This window comes from Stieleria marina (assembly GCA_007741555.1).
GTDB lineage: Bacteria > Planctomycetota > Planctomycetia > Pirellulales > Pirellulaceae > K23-9.
On sequence record CP036526.1, the window covers coordinates 154,511 to 175,146 of the forward strand.

Annotated in this window: 13 protein-coding genes; 6 read left to right on the forward strand and 7 right to left on the reverse strand. The window is 53.8% G+C overall.

Annotated elements, in window-relative coordinates; all coding sequences use genetic code 11:
- Positions 1-82 precede the first annotated feature (82 nt).
- Positions 83-469: a DUF3127 domain-containing protein gene (locus K239x_RS00635; protein WP_145415785.1), complete on the forward strand. Its 387-nt coding sequence runs from the start codon at positions 83-85 to the stop codon at positions 467-469.
- A 98-nt stretch (positions 470-567) separates the two neighbouring features.
- On the opposite strand, the gene K239x_RS00640 is transcribed toward K239x_RS00635, so the two are convergent.
- The 3 genes from K239x_RS00640 to K239x_RS00650 form a co-directional block, all read right to left on the reverse strand.
- On the reverse strand, positions 568-1,647 hold the full coding sequence (locus K239x_RS00640; RefSeq protein ID WP_145415786.1) for a PA0069 family radical SAM protein: 1,080 nt from the start codon (positions 1,645-1,647) through the stop codon (positions 568-570).
- A 29-nt stretch (positions 1,648-1,676) separates the two neighbouring features.
- Positions 1,677-2,588, reverse strand: coding sequence for an alpha/beta hydrolase (locus tag K239x_RS00645; protein WP_145415787.1), 912 nt, complete (start codon positions 2,586-2,588; stop codon positions 1,677-1,679).
- Between the two features lie 133 nt (positions 2,589-2,721).
- A complete protein-coding gene (locus tag K239x_RS00650; protein ID WP_145415788.1) occupies positions 2,722-4,089 on the reverse strand; it encodes a Gfo/Idh/MocA family oxidoreductase in 1,368 nt (455 codons plus the stop codon).
- A 438-nt stretch (positions 4,090-4,527) separates the two neighbouring features.
- On the opposite strand from K239x_RS00650, the gene K239x_RS00655 reads away from it, so the two are divergent.
- Positions 4,528-6,909: a beta-agarase gene (locus tag K239x_RS00655; protein WP_145415789.1), complete on the forward strand. Its 2,382-nt coding sequence runs from the start codon at positions 4,528-4,530 to the stop codon at positions 6,907-6,909.
- 123 nt (positions 6,910-7,032) lie between these two features.
- Here the strand turns inward: K239x_RS00655 and K239x_RS00660 are convergent, their stop codons facing one another.
- The 4 genes from K239x_RS00660 to K239x_RS00675 all read right to left on the reverse strand — a co-directional run bounded on the left by K239x_RS00660 (position 7,033) and on the right by K239x_RS00675 (position 13,287).
- Positions 7,033-8,322 (reverse strand): DUF1552 domain-containing protein, encoded by a 1,290-nt coding sequence (locus K239x_RS00660; RefSeq protein ID WP_145415790.1) that lies wholly within the window; start codon positions 8,320-8,322, stop codon positions 7,033-7,035.
- Between the two features lie 92 nt (positions 8,323-8,414).
- On the reverse strand, positions 8,415-10,919 hold the full coding sequence (locus K239x_RS00665; protein WP_145415791.1) for a DUF1592 domain-containing protein: 2,505 nt from the start codon (positions 10,917-10,919) through the stop codon (positions 8,415-8,417).
- A 305-nt stretch (positions 10,920-11,224) separates the two neighbouring features.
- Entirely contained in the window at positions 11,225-12,841 is a 1,617-nt protein-coding gene (locus tag K239x_RS00670) for a hypothetical protein (protein ID WP_145415792.1), read from the reverse strand.
- Positions 12,842-12,846: 5 nt separating this feature from the next.
- On the reverse strand, positions 12,847-13,287 hold the full coding sequence (locus K239x_RS00675) for a sigma-70 family RNA polymerase sigma factor (RefSeq protein ID WP_419189505.1): 441 nt from the start codon (positions 13,285-13,287) through the stop codon (positions 12,847-12,849).
- Between the two features lie 342 nt (positions 13,288-13,629).
- Between K239x_RS00675 and K239x_RS00680 the strand changes: the two genes are divergently transcribed.
- The 4 genes from K239x_RS00680 (at position 13,630) to K239x_RS00695 (ending at position 20,278) form a co-directional block, all read left to right on the forward strand.
- Entirely contained in the window at positions 13,630-15,351 is a 1,722-nt protein-coding gene (locus K239x_RS00680; protein ID WP_419189506.1) for a sulfatase-like hydrolase/transferase, read from the forward strand.
- A 55-nt stretch (positions 15,352-15,406) separates the two neighbouring features.
- Positions 15,407-16,777, forward strand: coding sequence for a Gfo/Idh/MocA family protein (locus K239x_RS00685; protein ID WP_145415794.1), 1,371 nt, complete (start codon positions 15,407-15,409; stop codon positions 16,775-16,777).
- Between the two features lie 130 nt (positions 16,778-16,907).
- Positions 16,908-17,858: a 3-keto-disaccharide hydrolase gene (locus tag K239x_RS00690; RefSeq protein ID WP_145415795.1), complete on the forward strand. Its 951-nt coding sequence runs from the start codon at positions 16,908-16,910 to the stop codon at positions 17,856-17,858.
- A 146-nt stretch (positions 17,859-18,004) separates the two neighbouring features.
- Positions 18,005-20,278 (forward strand): sulfatase-like hydrolase/transferase, encoded by a 2,274-nt coding sequence (locus K239x_RS00695; RefSeq protein ID WP_145415796.1) that lies wholly within the window; start codon positions 18,005-18,007, stop codon positions 20,276-20,278.
- Positions 20,279-20,636: the final 358 nt, after the last annotated feature.

The following is a 20,636-nucleotide window of genomic DNA, read 5'->3' on the forward strand; positions in this document are numbered from 1 at the left end:
GGATACGCTACACTGGCCGGCGGAGCCTCTCTGGCACCAATGCTAGGCAACTGTTCGTTAGTGACGTTTGAGAAAAGCTGTTATGAGTGATGCAAAAGTAACGGGTGTAGTTCACCTTATTGAAGAAACCAAGACCTTCGGCAACAAGGGGTTCCGAAAGCGGTTGGTTGTGTTGGAACAAGACAAAGGCAGTTTTACCAACTACGTTCCGATCGAATTCACTCGCGATTCTTGCGACAATGTTGACGAAATGAATGTCGGTGATGAAGTCGAAATCGCTTACCGATTGAACGGTCGACGCTGGCAAAAAGACGAGCAAAGCGAAGTCAAGTTCTTTCTCAATGCCGAAGCGTTGTCGTTTCAAATCAAAGGCAACGGGGCGCCCGCCGGTAGCCAAATGAGTGAAAAAGTAACCGGCAATGCAAACGATGCGTTTGCTGAAGCTGGTGACGACGAAGCACCGTTTTAATGCAGGCGATTGAATGCCCATCGTATGAATGATGGGCGCTCGATCCAGAGGGCTCCTCAGCACAGGTTGCACTCCGTCAGATCCTGATGGAGTATCGCTTAGAACAGGCTCATCTGACCGCTGCTACTAGCCGGCGGAACAAACCGATCGCACGCCAAGGGCTTGGATTCCAATCCAAGGCCCTTTTTTTGGGCGAACAACTTAAACATTTCGGCGATCGAATCGGCACGCACTCCGGTTCCCCGCATGCGACTACGAAATGCAGTGTCGTTCATCGCTCCGTCACGGACTTCTTGGATTTTGGCCAACACTTTTTCAATGTTGTTGGGACGCACGCGCGAAAGCCATTCTTCAAAAATCGGCTGAACCGCTCCGGGCAACCGCAGCATGACATAACCGGCCGTCGTGGCGCCAGCATCTGACGCTCGCGAGAGCAATTCAGGGATCTCGTGATCATTCAGTCCTGGGATCACCGGGGCGGCCATGATGCGTACCGGAACACCGGCGTCGGCGAGTGTCTTGATCGCTCTGAAACGCGCGTCCGGTGAACTGGTGCGTGGCTCCATGACCTGGGCAAGCTCGCGATCCAATGTCGTAATGCTGATGGCGACATGCACCAGATTGTCTGTGGCCAATGCTTGAAGCAGATCAAGATCGCGTTCAATCAAGGCGTTTTTCGTGATCACGCTGATGGGATGTCTGCACTGGAGCATCAATCGCAAAATACCACGAGTGATTTTCCGGTCGCGTTCGATCGGCTGATAAGGATCGGTCACGCCCGACATCATCATGGACTCTGGTTTCCATTTCGGCCGTGCCAAGAACGTTCGCAGCAGATCCACTGCGTTGTCTTTGACGATGATCTTCGATTCAAAATCGATTCCGGCTGACATGCCCAGAAATTCGTGCGTCGGCCGCGCGTAGCAATAACTGCATCCGTGTTCGCATCCACGATAGGGATTGATGGAGTAGCGAAACGGAATATCAGGGCTAGAGTTCTGGCTGACGATCGACTGCGATTGATCGGTCAGATATTGCGTCGTTTTGGCACTAGTCGACTCCGTCGGTTCGACGGATAGGTGAACGGATTCAAAGCGATTGGGACTTTGAGACTGGGCACCACGACCTTTGACCCTCTGTAGTGGTTCGTTCGATTGGGGGTCAGTTTCATCAGGCAAAATTTTGTTCCAGCTTGCGCCACCGCCCACTATTTGATGTTCGTTTTCTGCTCAAGCAAATTTTGTTGCTTCATCCACTTTTCGGCGTGCGTCGTCCATTGTGTCACGGGGGCGTCGGTTTTGCGAAGTCCGTATCCGTGTCCGCCGCTTTCGTAGATGTGTAGCTCTGCCGAAGCACCTGCCGTTTTGAGTGCCGTCGCAAGGCTCAAGGAATGATGTGCGGTTACGGGGTCGTCAAAAGCATGCACAAAGAACATCGGTGGTGCGTCTTGAGTGACTTGGATGTCTTCGCGAAGTCGGGAGGTATCTTTCTGCACGATCGCGCCCGGGTAGATCAGCATCGTAAAATCGGGGCGGTAAGAAACTTCGTCCACCGCATCGATTGGATCATATTTGCGATCGTCGACGTAAAGCGAAGTGAGTGCCGCTGTTTCACCGCCTGCAGAAAAACCACACATGCCAATTCGGTCTGGGTCCAGATTCCATTTGGCAGCGTTGGAACGAGCGAGACTCATCGCCCGCTGCGCATCTTGGACCGCAGCGAGCCAGCGCCGTTGGGGATCGCGAAACGGAACTCGATACTTCAGGACGATACCGGTCACTCCCAGCGTGCCTAGCCACTGAGCGACTTCGGTTCCTTCTAAGTCGTACGCCAGGATGTGATGTCCGCCGCCCGGGCAAATGATAACCGCGGTTCCATTGCATCGGTCTGCGGGAGGCCGATACACGGTGATCTGTGGCGTCGAGACGTTGCCTAGTTTGATGATTCGGCGTCCCGCGATCAGTTTGTCCTCTGGCTTAGTTTTGTCGGCCTCCGGCGGTAGATCAACGGCTTTCCCAGGCGGAGTCGTGGGCCAAAGATTGTAGGTCTGTGGATCATCGGCAAAGGCTTGTGTTGCGCAACTGATCAAAACAAGCAAACAGCAGAAATTCGATTTCATCAAACGACCATCCAACCAAAAAACGTGAGAGACACTTTTTCGCTAATCCCGTCGTGCGGTCGCGAAGAGCGACCGCACGCACAAAATTTGCGGCGTGATCTGCCAGGATTGCTGCCGGCAGATTTCGGATGAACTACGCGTTGATTTCGTAGCCTTTGCGGTTTTCACGAGCCATGAAAGTACTGGCCTGTTCATCGCCAATGATCTCGCGTTTGTCGGGATCCCAGCTAAGTTCACGGTCCAGACGCATTGCGATGTTGGACAAGTGACAGATCTCTAGCATTCGGTTGTGTGACCAAACGTCGGAGATCGGTTGCGTCCGAGCCTTCATGCCGTTGATTAGATTCACGACATGATTGTTGGTCACTTTGCCGCCGTAGACCTTTTCCATCGCATCGCTTGGCAATGGGTTGCTTTCCAAGTCCTCGACTGGCTTGCCAACGATTTTTCCACGATTGACAAAGAAGCGTCCCTTGGTGCCCTCGAACAGAATGCCGTTATCGCCATCGCTCTTGATTAGCATTTGGACTCCGCCCGGCATCGCTACTTGGACCTGAAAATCGGTGGCCGAGTTGTAGCAATCCTTGGCGATTGGATAACCATCCTTGTGTTCCGTGGCCATCTTAAACTCGAGCGGCTTGATTTTGCTGGGGCCAGTCTCGGTATCGCCAATCGCCCAATTAGCGATGTCGACATGATGGGCGCCCCAGTCAGTCATGCGGCCTCCTGAATAAGCATGCCAGTTGCGAAACGAATAGTGACCATTGCTGTGGAAAGGAACCCCGCCGCCGTAACCTTCGCGAATCTTTGGCAACGCTCGATAATCCACTTTGGGAGCTGGCCCGAGCCAAAAATCCCAATCCAATCCTTCAGGCACAGGAGCAACGGGAATCGAAGGAGACGACTGAAACGCATTGATACCGCACGTCACTTTCTTCAGATCACCGATTCGTCCGCTGCGTACCAAAGCGACTGCCTTGATGAAGTTATTCTGAGATCGCTGCATGGTTCCCACTTGGAACACTCGCCCGGTTTCTTTGACGACTTTTTCGATCAGCTTGCCTTCTGCGATCGTCAGGGTCAACGGTTTTTCGCAGTAGACATCCTTCCCGGCGTACATCGCTTCGACAGCAATTTTTGTGTGCCAGTGGTCCGGCGTTGCGATCAGAACTGCATCGATATCATCGCGATCGAGGACCTTGCGATAGTCTTTGTAGGTATCAGGCTTTTTGGTTTTCTTTTCCTTCACCATCTTTTCAGCGGTCGCACCCAAGATGTTCGCATCGACATCGGCGAGCGCGACGACGTCGGTGGCTGCAAGCGCAGACCGGGTGATCACCCAACCTTGATTTCGCAGCCCGATTGTTGCAAACGCAGGTCGTTCATTGGGTGACTCCGCTCCAAAAACTTGACTCGTCGCTGAGTGAAACATCGTTGCTGTTCCGACAGCAGCCGCGCCTTGCAGAAAGTCACGTCGAGACGGTTTGAGCGATTTTGACATTATTTACCTAAGTGGTTGAAATTTAGAGTTGAGCCAACGGCCAGACGACAGCGGCATTTTTGAGAAAACGGGCGCGTCCGCCAACTCCTATCTTAGCAGCCGTCCCAACGAAGATGCCTAGCCTACTTCGCATCTTCGCAGCTATCTGCGCTGATTTCATCGCTACCAATCCGGTGGCAGACAGTGCGTGATCGTGGCGACCAGTCAAAAAATTTGCATTTGCAAGGGAAAGGACTTCCGTTTTGAAATGAAGGAGCGATTCTCTTTCGACATCGCGATCCCCGCTGCCGTTTTCTTGGCCTGACTGAGCGTCCACCTTGGGCCGCCTCCCTGAAAAGCGAATCACGTCGCCTGCCAGTTTGCCTTGGGGGGGCTCTATAATTTGGGTGTCTGCATCGAAGACTCAGGCACCAATGAACCTCTCTCGAATTTGAACTTATGATTGATCGAATCGGCTCTTCCATTTTCTCGCCGCTTGTTGCCTGTGCCATTCTGTTTTCGTGTCCATCGGTTTTGCTTTCCAAGCCACCGATGTTGAGCGCCGAAGGCCGACAGGCCAGAGCAACGCACGACTATCTGTTTGATACTTTTCTTGTCGGACGAAAGGCATCTTATCAAGGCAGCGGAGAGAATCTCGCTCTGAAGCAAATCGTCGTTTGGGAGGAAACTCGAGAGATTCGCGATGGCGATGTGCTGTTGCTGCCGGTCGGCTCGGAGCGAATCGCTGGCTTGTTTCGCCACTTTGGTTTTCGCGGTGACAACCTGGACCGGATCAAAGAAGTTCACGTCGATCCGTTTTCGCCTGGCAAGTCGCCTCCGCGTAGCGCTCAGACAAAGGAACTCTATCGTGTTCAAATGCCATCGATTCCGCTGAGCGATAAGCCGTTTGGCCAAATGAAGATCAAGTTCATTCTGAAAAAGAAGGATGCGGTTTGTCAGATCAATGATCTCGCCTTCATTGCACAAAAAGCTATTCCGCCCGAATTCGATACGATCCCCTACCGTGATTTGGCATCGGAATTTCCACGTGAAAGAGTCGAAATCCGCATCGACACCCGTCGTGAATTGTCGATCGGAGGGACTGCGTCACTGCAGCGCGATCGCTGGTTCCGTATTCATGAGACGCCGGGCGTGGTTGATCAATCGTTTGAAACGTGGGCGGCCGAACGCAATTTTCTACCGGGGCGCGGAGCGTTCAAATTCAATCCAGCCATCACCCGAAGTTGGGGAGACTGGAAGCCGCTTGAGGAACGCAGCGACAAGCCGGGGGCTGCGGACCTGTCGTTTTTTGATCAATACGACGCCGGGGTGCGGCATCGCAAGACAATCCCGTTGTTCAAGCAAAAACCGTTCGCGCTTTGTTTCAATGACTGGCCGGATTTTATGTCCGTCCCGTTGGTCGGTCGAGGAACACCGCGTATCGAGCACTTTGACGATGCAGCCGAACTAGCCGCGGCGTACGTCGAAGATCAGATCAAGGACGGTGGTTTTACGGCGGCGTGGTGGGAAGTCAAAAACGAAAGCAGCGTGCAGTCGGAATGGGCTCACCATTGGAAGGAAAAAGAAGGCATCGATGGGTGGGGATTGCTCGCCGATTTTCACAATCGCGTCGCCGATGCCGTCCATCAACGTACTCCGGAAGTGAAAGTCGGAGGCCCGTCGTCAGCCTACATGCAAGTTCAGGTGCAGGATTTTGGTCTATTCCGCAATCAGGCTCGGTTCATCGAAGAAACTCGTGGCCACATCGATTTTTATTCCCATCACTTTTATGAAAACGCGTTGATGCTGGGCGCTCACGAACGCCGCGGAATGGGCTATTCAAATTATCTGCTTGGCCGATACGAAGCGACTCTGGACATGCTACGTGCCCACATGCACAAGGTCGATCACGTGCTGCCGATCTTGATTACTGAAACAGGGTCGCTGCAGAACGGACGCAAACCATCGGACAATTGGTTGCGACTGCTTGCTTGGAACGCGTATTTGACAAAATCAATGCAGCGTCCTGATCAAATCGACTTGTTTGTGCCGTTCATTTTCTTGCACATGGCGTGGAATCCGATGAGCGGTGATGCATCGTTTACGCCCAAAGGCGATCGCAAACGCCACCAAACGATTGACGATTTCGAGCCGACGACGATTGCCAACTACTTTGAACTTTGGCGCGACTTCGATGGACGCCGTTTGCCAGTCGACTTTGATCGCGATTGGTTGGATGTCGTGGCAGTTCACGACAAGAATCGAATTTCGTTAGCGGTGACGAACATGGGCGGCCGTCAGATCAGCGTCGATCTCTCTGCCGTGGCCCAGCGAATTGGAGCCACCGATGCAATGCAAACTCGTTTGAACTATCACGAAGGCGAAGTCGTCTTTGAACCCGAGCACAAGGTCGATGTGGCGGCTGTGCCCGTCGATGTCAACGAAACAACGGTTCTACGGCTGACGCTTGCCAGCCCGCTGACGCCTACCGCGACATTGCAGATGGATCGTTGGTTTGCGACCAAGACTGCCGTCAAATCAGAAGGCGAAGTGCAATCGTTTGATGTCGGAGTGAAGGATTTCGAGGCGGTCGATTCCGCGAAGCTGATTGTCGGGGTCCATCGTGGCGGCGGAGTCACAGAGCCTCTCTTGGTGTCCATTAACGGCACTCCGATCAAAGTCGACAGCGGTGATGCTGCCGAGTTCAGCGAGTTTTTCGCACCGCTCGACGCGCGAGTTCCGGTCACACTGATTCAGGCCAACAACCTGATTGACATCAATGCTCAAAAGGGAACGACGATTACTTCTGTCCAACTGGTCACCAATCGCCTGGCTCCCTGAGTCGACCTGGTGTTCTGGGGAATCGCCGCACGCACAAGTCGTGAGTCGGGCTGCGACCTTGCCTGGTAGGGCGTCGTGCCGTTTGTTGTGCGATCGCAAAGGCGGTTGAGGGTATGTTTGCAATCAGCTCATTTCCAAACCACGCATCGTCCCGGTAGCGCTGGCGAACGAGTCGACTTGGAGATCGAGTCGCTGCAGCATCGATGTGTAAAGATTGGCCAGCGGGTAGTTGTTGGTGCGGTCAAATGCGAGATGTTGGCCGTGTTTGAAACCGCCTCCCGCAACGATGACGGGCATGTTTTTTGTGTCGTGTGCAGATGCGTTGCCGAGGTTCGAGGTCAATAGCAGCATCGTTCGGTCCAGCAGCGTCCCGTCGGCTTCGTGGGTTTTATGAAGCCGGCGAACGAGGTTGCCCCAGGATTTCATCTGGGCTTCTTCGATGATCGCAAGCTGCGCGATCTTCGCTTTGTTACGTCCGTGATGACTGAGCTGGTGGTATCCCTGTTCCACGCCCTCCAACGGAACTCGCCCGCCGTTTCCACTGGTATGCATCGTGATGAAGCGAGTGCTGTCGGTTTGGAGGGCCAGAAAAATGACGTCGTGCATCGCGGTTTGCAAAGCGATCGTATCTGAATTGTCGCTTACCGGTTCGGGAGCCTTGGCAGCGACTTTGGGTTTGGGACGTTCCGCCCAGCCTTGATTCACTTCAAGTCGTCGTTCAAGATCGCGAACACTGGTGAAGTAGGCGTCCAATTTGTCACGATCTCCAGGACCAAGTCGACGCTGCATCGCCTTGGCTTCTTCACTGACGATATCCATGATGCTCCGGCCTTCGCGAATACGTTGCTTCTGTGCCACGCGAGATTCGGGGCTGTCGTCGGTAAACAACTGAGCAAAAAGACGCCCAGGTGAATTTTCTGGTGGAATCATCGATCCGTTGGCCGTATACGACGTGCTGGTTGTCCCGTTGGAACTGAGGATGAGCGATGGGTGGCGCGTTTCACCTCCCAGTTCACGTGCCATGAGTTGGTCCAGCGAAATCGTGTTGCGAAAGTTCGATCCGCTGTAGGGTGCTGCCGATAAGATGCATGGCTCCGCCTTGTGACCACCGCCGACGCCCGGGTGTGAAGCACCAGAGACAACGGTGAATTCATCGCGCAAGTCCTGGATGGGTTGCAGGTATCGCGTGGCTTTGTAGTCGCGTCCCGATTCCTCGGGGAACAAGTTCGGACCGTGGAACCCGAGCGCGTTGCTGATTCCCACGAACCGCCGAGGGGACGGCGCCTGAGCTTCACTGCCAAACGCTGGAACCATCGAACTGAGCCAAGGAAGTGCAATGGAGACTCCAGCACTTCCTCGCAGCAAGGTGCGACGGTCAAGCGACTGATTGTTTGCGAAGTGTTTCATATTCATTCGGATAGTTGCGAGACTCGAGAACCACTGATGGCCCCTGATGAACACAGATTGTGGCATCTGTCTCGGGGCCCATTTGCGTTGAGCCGTGGTTACTTTTGTTGGAAAAATGGACTTTGGACAACTCCGTGCAGCAGCGAGCGCACGCCGTAATTCGTTGACTTGGTCGCGGCAACGATGGCATCGAGTGTTTCGCGATCGGCAAATGTCGGTGCCGCTCCGGTTGAATAAGTCACTAGATGCATCGCCAAACTTCGTGCAATTCGTTCGGGGTGCTTGCAGAGAATCTCTTTCATGCCATCGATGTCGGCAAAGGATTCGCCGCTGACGAATTGGTGGCTCGCGTCGACCGGCAGGCCATCCACCCACTTGCTCTTTTTCTGTCCGTCTGAGACCGCTCGATAATTTTCTCTCCAGCCGCCAATCACGTCGTAGTTTTCCAACGCAAATCCGGGTGGGTCCATTTTAACGTGACAGGCTGCGCAGCTTTCCAGCGATTTGTGCTTTTCCAGCTCATCGCGAATCGACTTTGCGCCGCGGATATCGGGTTCAACGGCTGGCACATTGGCTGGCGGCGGCGGAATATGTTGCCCCATGATTCGCTCCAACATCCAGACGCCACGCGTGATGGGTGAGGTCGTGGTCCCATTCGCGGTTACTTTCAGCACGCTGGCATGCGTGATGACGCCACCGCGTCGACTCTTCGGATCAAGTTTGACTCTCTGGAGTCCTGTGCCACCCGGCCATGCGATGTCGTAGTGTCGCGCCAGTCGGCTATTGAGGAACGTGAAATCCGAATCGACGATGTTAACCGCCGGCATGTCATGATTCACCAGTTCCTCGACGAACGCGTGTGTTTCGTCGACCAACGTGTGATGGAGCACATCGTCATACTCAGGATAAAGGTCTCCATCAGGGGTCGTGCTGTTGATTTCGTACAGCATCAACCACTGGTCAGAAAACTCCTTGACGAAAGCCGTCGAACGGACGTCATCGAGCAAACGATCGGTTTGCTTTCGCAGTATGTTTGGCTTGCTAAGTCGCCCTGCTGCGGCCAGTTGCGTTAATTTCGCATCGGGGCTGACGCCCCATAGAAAATGGCTCAAGCGATTTGCCAACGCGTAGTCATCGAGGGCAAGGTCATCGGACGCGCGAGCCGACTCTTCGAAGTACAGAAATCGAGGCGAACAAAGGATCGTGCGGTAAGCCGATCTCAACGCTTCACGCATCGACCCGTCGACGGCAAACCGCTGGCGAGCAAAATTCAAGTACGGCTTTAGTTCGTCGGGCGTGACACTGCGGCGGAACGCTCTCTGGGCGAATGAGTGAATGAGCTCTTGCAAGTCCTGCTCAGGATTCTCCGAGACAATCTCGAACTGTCTGTCTGAAGACTCGTTCGTTTTGGTTTGATTTTGGGTCGTCGTGACCGGTGTCGTGATCTTTCGCAGTGGCAGGTCTCCGATCAACGCCCGCCTAGTTTCGGCACGGTCAGCAACGATCTGCTCCATCTCGATCCATTTGATCGCAACGCCAGGAAATCCCATCGGTTCGAGAGTGCCGGCCTTTCTGCCGATCAGGGGCACAGGCACTTGGCGGAGGCCACGATCGTTGGGATGAACTCGCAGCATGTGGTCATCACGAATCCACGCCTCAAACTCATATTCCTTCGGCTCTTTGGTTGCCTCGAAGCTTCCGACCCAATACATCGTGGACGCTTTGGCATTGATGAATCCACTTTGCACACTACACCACACACGACCGTCAGACGGCGGATGAACGGCCTGTACGCTCAATCGAATTCGGTAGCGTGCTGCGTTGGGAACCGTCGTGGCCGGTAGTTTTCCGTAGAAATTTTGCCTCGTCGACCAAGCAACGATGTCTTTGTGTCGGGGGCGTCCTTCTGCCATACGCCCCGTCTTTTTCTCATCACGTCGTAGTTGTTTCCAGTCGAATCGTACGGTCGGTGGAGGTGCGTCGGCCAAGAGTTGGTTGAATGACGCGTCTAAGGCTGCGTCGGCTGACTGCAAATAGGCAGCCATCGAGTGGTTTGATATCTGCTGACTTTTTGACACCGTGTCGAAGCCGTTGGTCAGTGTTTCTTCGGGCAAATACTCGCTCAAAGGGATGTTGGTCGCGAGCAGTTGCTGTACGTTGCGTTCGTATTGAGTGCGAGTCAGTCGTCTTGCCGGCACGCGTCCTGCGGAACGTATCCGAGCAGTGTCCGCCGTTTTCAAAATGCCGTGAACACTGGATAGAAATGATAACGACTCTTCTTTGTCGAGCGTATCGTCCGGCGGCATTTCGCCTTGTCCAACTCGATCAAATACCCGCTCCCAGAGATGGAAATTATCGGGGTCTTCCAGTTGCAACTCTAGCGACTCCAAATCCAAGTCGCCTTCGCTAGTGCCCGAGTCGTGACATCCGATGCAATTCAAACTCAGGAAATCAGCAATGCTCTCTGGTTGGTCCGCCGCCAACGTTGTCGACTGAAGCACGCCACCGAACGGTCCAGCCAACAGCCACGTAGCCAGCCAAGCGATGGGCCAAGTCGCTGGATGACAAAATCGTGACTCGAAATTCAGTAACCGAAATTTCATGTTGTTCTAAAGGCAGGATGGTTGTTCGGGGCGCATTCAGGTTCAGGCTGTGAGATTGTTAAACTCCATTGCACTACAAAGGTTGCGGGATGTACGCACCGACGTGATTGAGATCGCTTATAAGTCGTGTATCTGATTGGTCGGAGACGTTGGCAATTCCTTACAGGAGTAGGGCGTCATGGTGGTATTGGTCGATCAACTTTTGGTTCTCGCTCGGAGTGTGCTGCCAGCGGTGTGCAGTGGTTCTTTCGGTGCGTTTTCTTCGACTCGTTTGCATCAGTGGATCATCGAGTAACTAGCTGCTTTCAATTCGCGACTTGCGACGTGACACTTGACCAAGTCTTTCCAATACGGACTTCATCTAGTTGAAGCGGTCGACTGTTCTTGGCGGACAATCTTAGTTCGTTCAGAATGCCGTCCGTATGAACAGAACGCGTTGTGATATTCCAAGCGGACGGTTCGACCGAATCGATTGTCTCAGCGTCGTTGTAGATCCGCACTTGAACTTGGTCTTTCTTTTCTGCGCGTGCCAAGATTTTGCACACAAATAGGTAGACGACATTGTCTTGCAACGGACTGGTTGCGTTTGCGACGCGGCCATCATGAGCGACGCGAGGTACTCCGCGCTGTGTCTTCGGTCCGATCGAAATATGCCCTGTTTTTTCCTGTGAATTGCGAAGCGTCAGATAGACCCAGCCGTTCAGTTCGGTTCCCACTGGCGCGGTTTGATTTCGGACGAGGAAACTGAGGTAGTAAACGCCGTCTTGATCCATGCAAATGGGATCCTGCAAACGACGCTGTAAACCAGAGTGACCTTGAATGATCAAGCTACCATCGGATTCCGAATCGCTTTGGCCGGGCCAACGAAGTGAATCTCCGGATCGCACGACCGCGCCCTGCGTTTTTTCACTCGCTATTGTCCAGCCGTGCTTCCAGCCCGAGCCGCCGCTGCGGCCTACCACAGAACCGGTTGGGTACACAAAATTCTCAACCGCTACTTGCGCATTGAGTCGCTTGGTTTGCTTCGCCGGTTCGCGGACGAAACGACTTGCCGCGAGCTTGATCGGTTTAACCGAATTAGGACCCACAAATTGCCTCGCATCACCTGCGTCAATTTGGATGGTTTTGCTGACGGATCGGCTCGGCTGACTGCCTTGCTCGGACGGTTCGCAATTCACTCGCCCATCAAACACGTGGACTTCACCGACGTTGCCCGCGCGGTCAACACTGACGGCGTACTCCGTTCCTTCGTCTTGGATTTTTGAAAAGGGTGTCTCCAAAGTAAACTGCTCCAGATCCCCATCGCCGCTGAAGACAACCTTGCCGTATCGCAGCATCGCGCGATCCACACTAGCCAAATCCAAATGCGCGGGGCCTTCCAGCGTCAATTGCACGTCACAGTCGAAATGGACTACCGCGACGCCTTCGACCAAACGCAACGTTTCGGGGGTAAGACGCTGGCCTTCGTATCGTGATTGATCCGTCAAATCCCAGTGACAGCCGGTGGAAAAACTGAGCGTGGCGATCTCACTATCGCCGCTAGCGGTTTGTGGCAAACCACCCGCGTTCCGCGTCGACAAGTCGTCGACAGGAAGCAACAGTCTGCCGCCGAGAACACCGGCCAATAGACTTGCACAGATCGTGACAGACCCGGAAGCAACTAGCCACCATCGATGTTTCTTGCGAACGGTAGGCATCGGTGTGATCGCGTGAGTTTCATTGGGCGCCTGGTCGTCACCGGTGACGCCCTGTTGTCGGTAGAGCATGGCAGTGAGGTCGATTGATTCGACGTAGTATGCCAATGCCTGAGGATCGTTTCTAAGAATGGTTTCTAGTTCGGTCGTGTATGAATCATCCAGCCGACCGTCTCGCACTAGACCCACCAACTCCATCAAGCGTTCGTGATTTTCGGGAATTTCCATTTCCTTTAGCCCTCTGCTTGAAGTGAACGGCGAATGCACCACAACAGCGAGTCCTGCACCCGGTTGAGCGATTTGTAAATCGAATCGGCGCTGCGGCCAAGTTGTTCGGCAGTTTGCTTGGTGGTGTTTTCGGCAAAGTACCGTAGGCGTATTAGCTCGCGGTCTTTTTCGCGCAATTCCCCCAAACACGACTGCAGGGCCGAGAGTCGGATGTCACTTTGCGACGATACGTCGGCTGCAGCATCGGCGATTGCGTGCAGGAGTTTTTCGTTGAAGCAAACGCGTCCTGAAGCGGCTTTGCGTCGGTAGGTCAAGACGCGGTAGCGGGCGATCGAGATTCCCCAGGCGGCGAACTCAGTGCCGGGTTCGAACTGATCAAACTTACGCCACATGATCGAGCAAGTCTCCTGCAGCAGATCTTCGGCATCGGCCAAATTTGGGACCATTGCGAGTATGAATCCGAGGATCCGCCGCTCCGATTGCAGGAACAAGCGCATGAAATCCTCCTCGCTGGCAACCTCGGATTTTCGGACGTCAGGCGTAGCGGACATGGAGCTCAGATTACTCGCAGATTATTGGGGCGTCACGAAATCAAATTGCTGACGTTTTTGCAGTGTCGTGCAAGGTAATCGCGATTCGATTTGGATTTTGGAAGATATTTTTGGCCGGTTTGCAATAGAAACCAGAATTCCCAAGTTTCCCTATGCAATAACATCCAAAATGAGAATCGGATTGCGATTACCTAGGGTTGCCGGCTTGAACTTACAACGGTGCGAAGTGGACCATGAATGAATTGGGATAAGAGCTTGTTGTTCGGAATAGAGAAAGCGGAACCACTGATGAGTATCGGCAAACGCAGATATGACTTTTGGTTCCTTGCTGCATTGATCTTGGTTCACGTGCATGGACTGATTTCGACACCACGATTGGTTGCTGCTGACCGGCCGAATCTGATCTTTGTTTTAACCGACGACCAGCGTTACGACACGCTTGGCTGCACGGGCAACGGTTTCATCCAAACGCCGAACTTGGATCAGCTTGCCGCCGAAGGCACCTTGTTTGCCAACGCGTCGGTCACCAGCGCGATCTGCACACCCAGTCGCGCGTGCTATTTTTTGGGACAGTACGAACGCAAGCACGGCGTCAATTTCAACTCGGGCACATCGATGAAGCCGGAGGCGTGGGCCCAAAGTTATCCCGTACTGTTGCGGGATGCGGGTTACTACACCGGATATGTCGGCAAGAACCATGTGCCGATCGGCAACGAAGGTTACGATTCGAATCTAATCGACGAGAGCTTCGATTTTTGGTACGCCGGGCACGGGCACCTAACGTTTTATCCCAAGCAGCGTCACAAGATCTTTCAGCACGCCAAGGCTGATACGCAAACCGAAGTCGTTGGCGAAGGAGCTTTAAGCTTTCTAGATTCCAGCACCGATTATCTCCAGGGTGCCGAAGCGTTCTTTGATCGCCGGCCCGATGGGAAGCCGTTTTGTTTGTCGATCGCGTTAAACCTGCCTCATGGCGCGGGAACCCGTTCGATGAAGCTGCTCGCCGACGACCCCGATCTTTATACAACAACGTATCGAGATCGAATGGACCAGCTTTCGATTCCCAAAACATACGTCGCCAAAGATCAAATTCTTCATCCAAAGTTGCCAGCGGATCTACTATTCGCCCAGTATCGGCAAACCAACTACGGCTACGTCGATACGCCCGAGTTGCTTCGCGAGCAGCTCGTTCGCAAAGCTCAGACCATCACCGGCATCGACCGGATGATGGGCGAGATTCGTAAGTCGCTGGCCGATCAAGGGCTGGCCGACAACACCGTCATCGTCTTCAGCAGTGATCATGGAATCATGGCTGGCGAATTTGGGCTCGGCGGCAAGTCACTCAATTACGAACCGTGCCTGCGTATTCCCATGATCGTGATGGACCCGCGCGTCCCCGATGCACACAAAGGGCGACGGACGATGGCACTGGTCGAGTCCGTTGATATCGCTCCGACGTTACTGGATCTGGCCGGGGTCGAAAGCCCGGAATCGGTGCAAGGCAAAAGTTTTCGCGGATTGCTGGACGGGACGACCGACAAAATTCGCGACAGTAGTTTTGCCGAGAACCTTTGGTCAACTTACTTCGGCAATCCTCGCATCGAAAGCGTTCGCACAAGCGATTGGAAGTACATTCGCTATTTCAAGAACGATCGCAAACAATTTGCAAGTGTCACGAAGAAAACGCTTTATCAAGTGTCTCCAAGCCAAGTTGAAAGCTACGCCGATTGGTTGACCCGATCGATCCGAGGAGAGCAGCCCGTCTACGAAGAGCTGTTTCACCTCGCATCGGACCCCTCCGAAAGTGTCAATTTGGTCGACCGCTCGATGCACATCGAGAAGCTAGATGAACTACGGGCGGAGTGCCAGCGATTGGTGACTTTAGCAAAGGGGGATGCCAACGAACCGCCAGCGACGGTTGTTGTCGACGAAATTCGCGAAGGCAAGAGCAAGAAGTGATTGCGATCGGGCGAGATGCTCGTGAAAGTTTTTCAAGTCATAACGGAACATTGAGATGAGCCAAAAATCTACCAAGCGACGTGCTTTCTTGCGAAACACAGCAGCGCTGACGGCTGCCACGATTGTTCCCTATCACTTCACGGCTTCGCGAGCGATTGCCCAGTCGAAGAACAGCCGCCTTCAATACGCGTTGATCGGCGTTGGCGGCAACGGAACGCGGACCTGTCCGGTCCCGGCAAAGGTTGTCGATGTCGTGGCGCTGTGCGACGTCGATGCGAATCACTTGCGAGATGGCAACCAGCTACTGACGGACGGGAAAGCCGATACGCACGACGACTACCGCGAAGTGCTGCAACGAAAGGACATCGATGTCGTGCAGATTTCGACGCCCGATCACTGGCACGCAAAAATCTTGATCGAAGCGATGTTGGCAGGCAAAGACGCGTACTGCGAAAAACCGCTCACCCTGACCATCGACGAAGGCAAACTGGTTCGCAAGGTCCAGCAAAAAACTGGCCGCGTCGTGCAAGTCGGGACGCAGCAACGAAGCAGCTTTGACAAGTTTAACAAAGCACTCGCGATCATCGCCGCTGGTCGACTCGGCAAGCTTAAGCGAATTGTCGTCGGCATCGATTCGGGCGGTTGGAGTCCCGAAGTTCCCGTAGCGGAGGTTCCCGACGGGTTGGACTGGAATGCTTGGCTTGGCCCAGGTCCCGATATGCCGTTCCGGTATTTGCGAAATCCGAAGAGAGATCCTGGCAAAGGTTACACCAACGGGCACACCCAATTTCGCTGGTGGTACGAACATTCAGGTGGCAAATTAACCGACTGGGGAGCCCATCACGTGGACATCGCGATGCTGGGGATCGCTGCGGCCGGGCAAAGTAATGCCCCCGTGTCAGTGGATGGAACCGCAAAGCACAACACGGAATTCAGAGACGGAGTGCCGGTCCAGACGGATCGCTACAACACGGCGATGCAATTCGATTTGCACGTTGCGTTTGCCGGCAGCGATGTGGACATGAACATCCGGCACGATGTCGACAACGGAATTCTGTTTGAAGGTGAGTTGGGGCGTCTCTTTGTCAATCGTGGCAAGCTTGTTGGAAAGCCGGTTGAAGGACTGGCGGCAAATCCGCTTGCCGACGATGCGATTGCCCAGGTCTACGGAGGCGGTCCGATGATCGGAAACGATCGCGAAGCACACTGGGTAAACTTTCTTCATGCGATCGAGCATCGCATCTTGCCACGCTCCGACGTTCACTCGCACATGAAGATGCTCAATGTCTGCCACCTAGCCGGGATCTGTTGTCGTCTTGGTCGCAAAATCAATTGGGACCAGACCACCGAATCCGTCGTCGGCGACGAACTGGCGGCCAGCATGATGAAACGTCCTTACCGCGAAGGCTTTGAAATCGAGATGTAGACAGTGGCGATTCACTTCCAACCTTTCATTTTTTACCCACCGATAGGCGGAGAGCCTGTCCCGCATCGAGTGCGCTGAAGACGTTTTCGGCACACGATTTCCCCCACTGCCAACTGAGGATTTTCTGCCGATGCGAACTGTCATTTTCGCGGCATCACTTGTCGTTTTCACGGCATCGTTCGATGTGCAAGCACAGGCCGACGACGCTGTGACGCCCACGTGGACCAATACCAAGTCCGCTGCCGATCAGTTTCCAGGTTTCGCTTTCTTGGGTGAATACGTTCGAGACAATTTAGCGATTCAGGTCGTTCCGGCCGAAGGCAAATACTACTTGTCAATTTACAAAGGTGGACTACCGGGCGACGGTTGGGATCGCAGTAAAATTGGGCATGAGTGGATCGGGGCTGACGCGATTGAGAACCGGTTGGCTGGCTTCGTGAAAGTTGACCGTTCATCCGAGCTGGATTTTACGTCACCACCCAAAGATGCCCTCGTACTGTTCGATGGAACAACGATGGAGCATTGGAAGTTTGGGAAGATGACCGACGGTATTCTGCAAGCCGGGGCCGCAACCAAACGGACATTCAAAGATTTCAAGCTTCATTTCGAGTGCATGACGCCGCTGAAACCTTCGCTGCCACTGAGTCATCCCGGCCGAGGCAATAGCGGCGTTTTTGCTTTGGGGGCTTATGAGGTTCAAGTGATGGACACGTTTGGTTTGGACCCCAGTACCGATGCGTGGAACGAAACCGATACCAAGATTATCAAGAAGCCTGCGACATGGTGCGGCAGCATCTACGGCATTCGCCCTCCGTCAATCAACGTCTGTCTGCCGCCGCTGGTATGGCAAACCTTCGATGTCGAATTCACTACCGCCAGATTCGATGGTGGCAAAAAGATCAGCGACGCCGTGATGACGATTCATCAAAACGGCGTGCTCGTTCAAGATCAGGTCAAACTACCCGAAGGAACAGGAGGCGGCCCCCAAGGTCCCCGCCCGGAAGTTCCCGAAGGTCCGATCTACGTACAGAAACACGGCAACCCGGTTCAGTACCGAAACATTTGGATTGTGGAAAAATAGTATCAACGCAGCAGGAGTGGCAAAGGTTTTCAGCCGGTCAATTCACACCGCCGACAGGCTGGAATCCTATCCCACTTTGACGCGTCTAAATGAACCCAGGCATCAACAAGAACATCGTCAAGTTGCAACCATTTTACGAGCGAAACATGCTTCAACGAATCCTTCCTCTCTGCATGATTGTGGTTGCAAGTCTCTGCCACGCTGCCGAACGTCCCAACATCATTTTGGTTTATGCCGACGACATCAGTGCTCGTGAATTGCCGATTTACGGATCATCTGTGTGGAGCAAGCCGACGCGTGGTGATACTTCCGATCGGCAGTTCCGGGCCAAGACACCCGTGCTGGACCAGATGGCCGCACAAGGTTGCTGGATCAAGACGGCTTGGGCGTCCGTGGTTTGTTCGCCAAGTCGCGCGATGATGATGACCGGACGATACGCGCACCTGCACAAGTGGTGGAACAACAAGGCAAAGGGACGCTACGTCGACGAAACGGGCAAAGCAGTGACGTGGCCGCTCTATATGAGTTCGCCCAGTTTGATCGGGCATATCGCGCAGCAGGGAGGATACGGCACGTATTGGGCGGGTAAGACTCAGATGGCCGGCGACCTACGCGAGTTCGGTTTCGATCAAGGTTGCTTCACGCCCGGTAACTTGTCGGACACCGACAATCCGTTCACTGACTTCAAGATGTACTACAAGAAGGAGAACGGTACCAAAACATTGATGAATTCAGATACCAATCAGCCGCTCGATACGTATCAGCAACATGGCTGGTATTTCTATCCGCATGTCCGTCTGATGAACCACGACAAAAAGGCCTTTCAGTGGTGGCCCAACACGCCCGAGACAATCGAGAAATTTGGCCTGGGGACATATGGTCCAGACGTCGAACTCGATTTCATCTTTGACTTTATGGATCGACAGCGCGCGAAAGACGAACCGTTTTTTGTCTATCACACGACGCACCTCGGACACGATGCTTTCAATTGGCTGGACCCTGAGTCGCAAAGCAACTGGCCCGGCACCCCTGTTATCCGCTGGGACGGCGAAAAGTACACACGCACTGAGCCCCACATCACTGGCGATGACGGAATCTACGATACGCACGGTACTGTCACGCCATCGGGCATTCAATCGCATGTCAATTATTTGGATTTCCAAATGTGGTTGTACCGCAACAAACTGAAATCCATGGGCATCGAAGAAAACACCATCGTCATCTTCTGTGCTGACAACGGAACGTCGGGCTACGGAAAGCAAAGCCACGAAAAACAGAAAGGCGTTCATGTTCCGATGATCATTTACGCTCCCGGGATGACCAAACACGGCGAGCAAGACGTGCTGGTCAATATGTCGGACATGTTGCCGACGATTGCCGAAATCGCTGGCGTTGAAATTCCGGACGATTACGCCCACAACGGCGAAAGCCTTGTGCCGTTCCTGTTCACCGATCAGGCCAAGCATCGCGATTGGATTTACGGTTACAGTCGCGAACGACAAATCATTCGCGGAGATCTTGTGATGAAGGATGGGAACGATAAATGGTGGGACGTTTCAGCAGAGCCGGCAGACTTGATCGATTTCCCCGAGATCACAAACTGGGACGACGTGTCGGCAGCACACCGTGCCGAGCGAGACAAGCTAATGAGCGTCTTGCCTGAGTTTGACCTGTTTGAAACCGAACCGGATGCACCGGGCACTAACCTTCCACCCAAAGGCCGTAAGCCGAAGGCGTCCGCGTCGGGGAAAGTGAATAAGCGGACGACCGCGGCTAGTGCCGTCGGCTCCCAGCAGTGGACGCTAGCGTTCAAAGACGACTACGAAGGCCGAACTGAATTCGGCGATCGCTACATTACCGGACGAGGCCACGAGGCGGGCTGGGCAGTCGTCGATGGCGTTTTGGTTGGCAAACAAATCAGAGAAGATCATGGCGCGACAATTCGCACCGAAATCGACTTCGACGACGTCGACATTCAGTTCGACTTCCGATTCAGCGGTGGGACCCGTTTCAACTTCGTCATCGATGACAAGCACGATAAGTCGGTCCACGCCGGACACATTTGCCGGGCCTCCATTTCGCAGGAACAATTGAGCATCGGCGATGACAAAACTGGCAGCATGAACTTGGAAGTCCGCGAGAAACGAAAGAATAAGAATCTGTCCGCCCCAGATGCGAAGGCGCTCGATCAGCTACTCGCTCGCACCCAGTCGGCTGTGATGGTGAACCTGCAACCCGGCGGGTGGCACACGCTACGACTTCGGATCAAAGGCGACATCATGAAGGCGTTCTTGGATGGAAAAATGGCAACCAGCTTGCGTTCGCCCGGATTCGATCATCCCACCAAAAACAAGCTCGGTTTCACAGTTAACGGTGAGTCTATCGAATTCGACAACTTCGTCATTCGGACGGCGAAATAGCAACTCGCTCGGCGAAAATCGGATCGGATCTGTTTTGATTCAATTGGCGTCGATGCCATAAGTGCTCACGAGCTCTATGACCCTCAAGTTGGCAAGGTGAACGGCGATCTCAAAGTGGTTTGGCGACGAATCGATAGGAAGTATGTTTCATGAATCGATTCACTACTTCGCTCGTTTGTATTGCCTGGGCTTTTGTGTTGTGGACTAGACCGGCGGGCACAGCCACAACGCAGATCGCTCAGCCAGACAATGCAGCGGAAGACTGAATCTTGCCGCAAGTCACTAATGTTCAAGTCGGTGTCCAATCAAAGATCGGTCATCGAGAGATTTCAGACGTGTTCGTAGTGCATACGTCGAC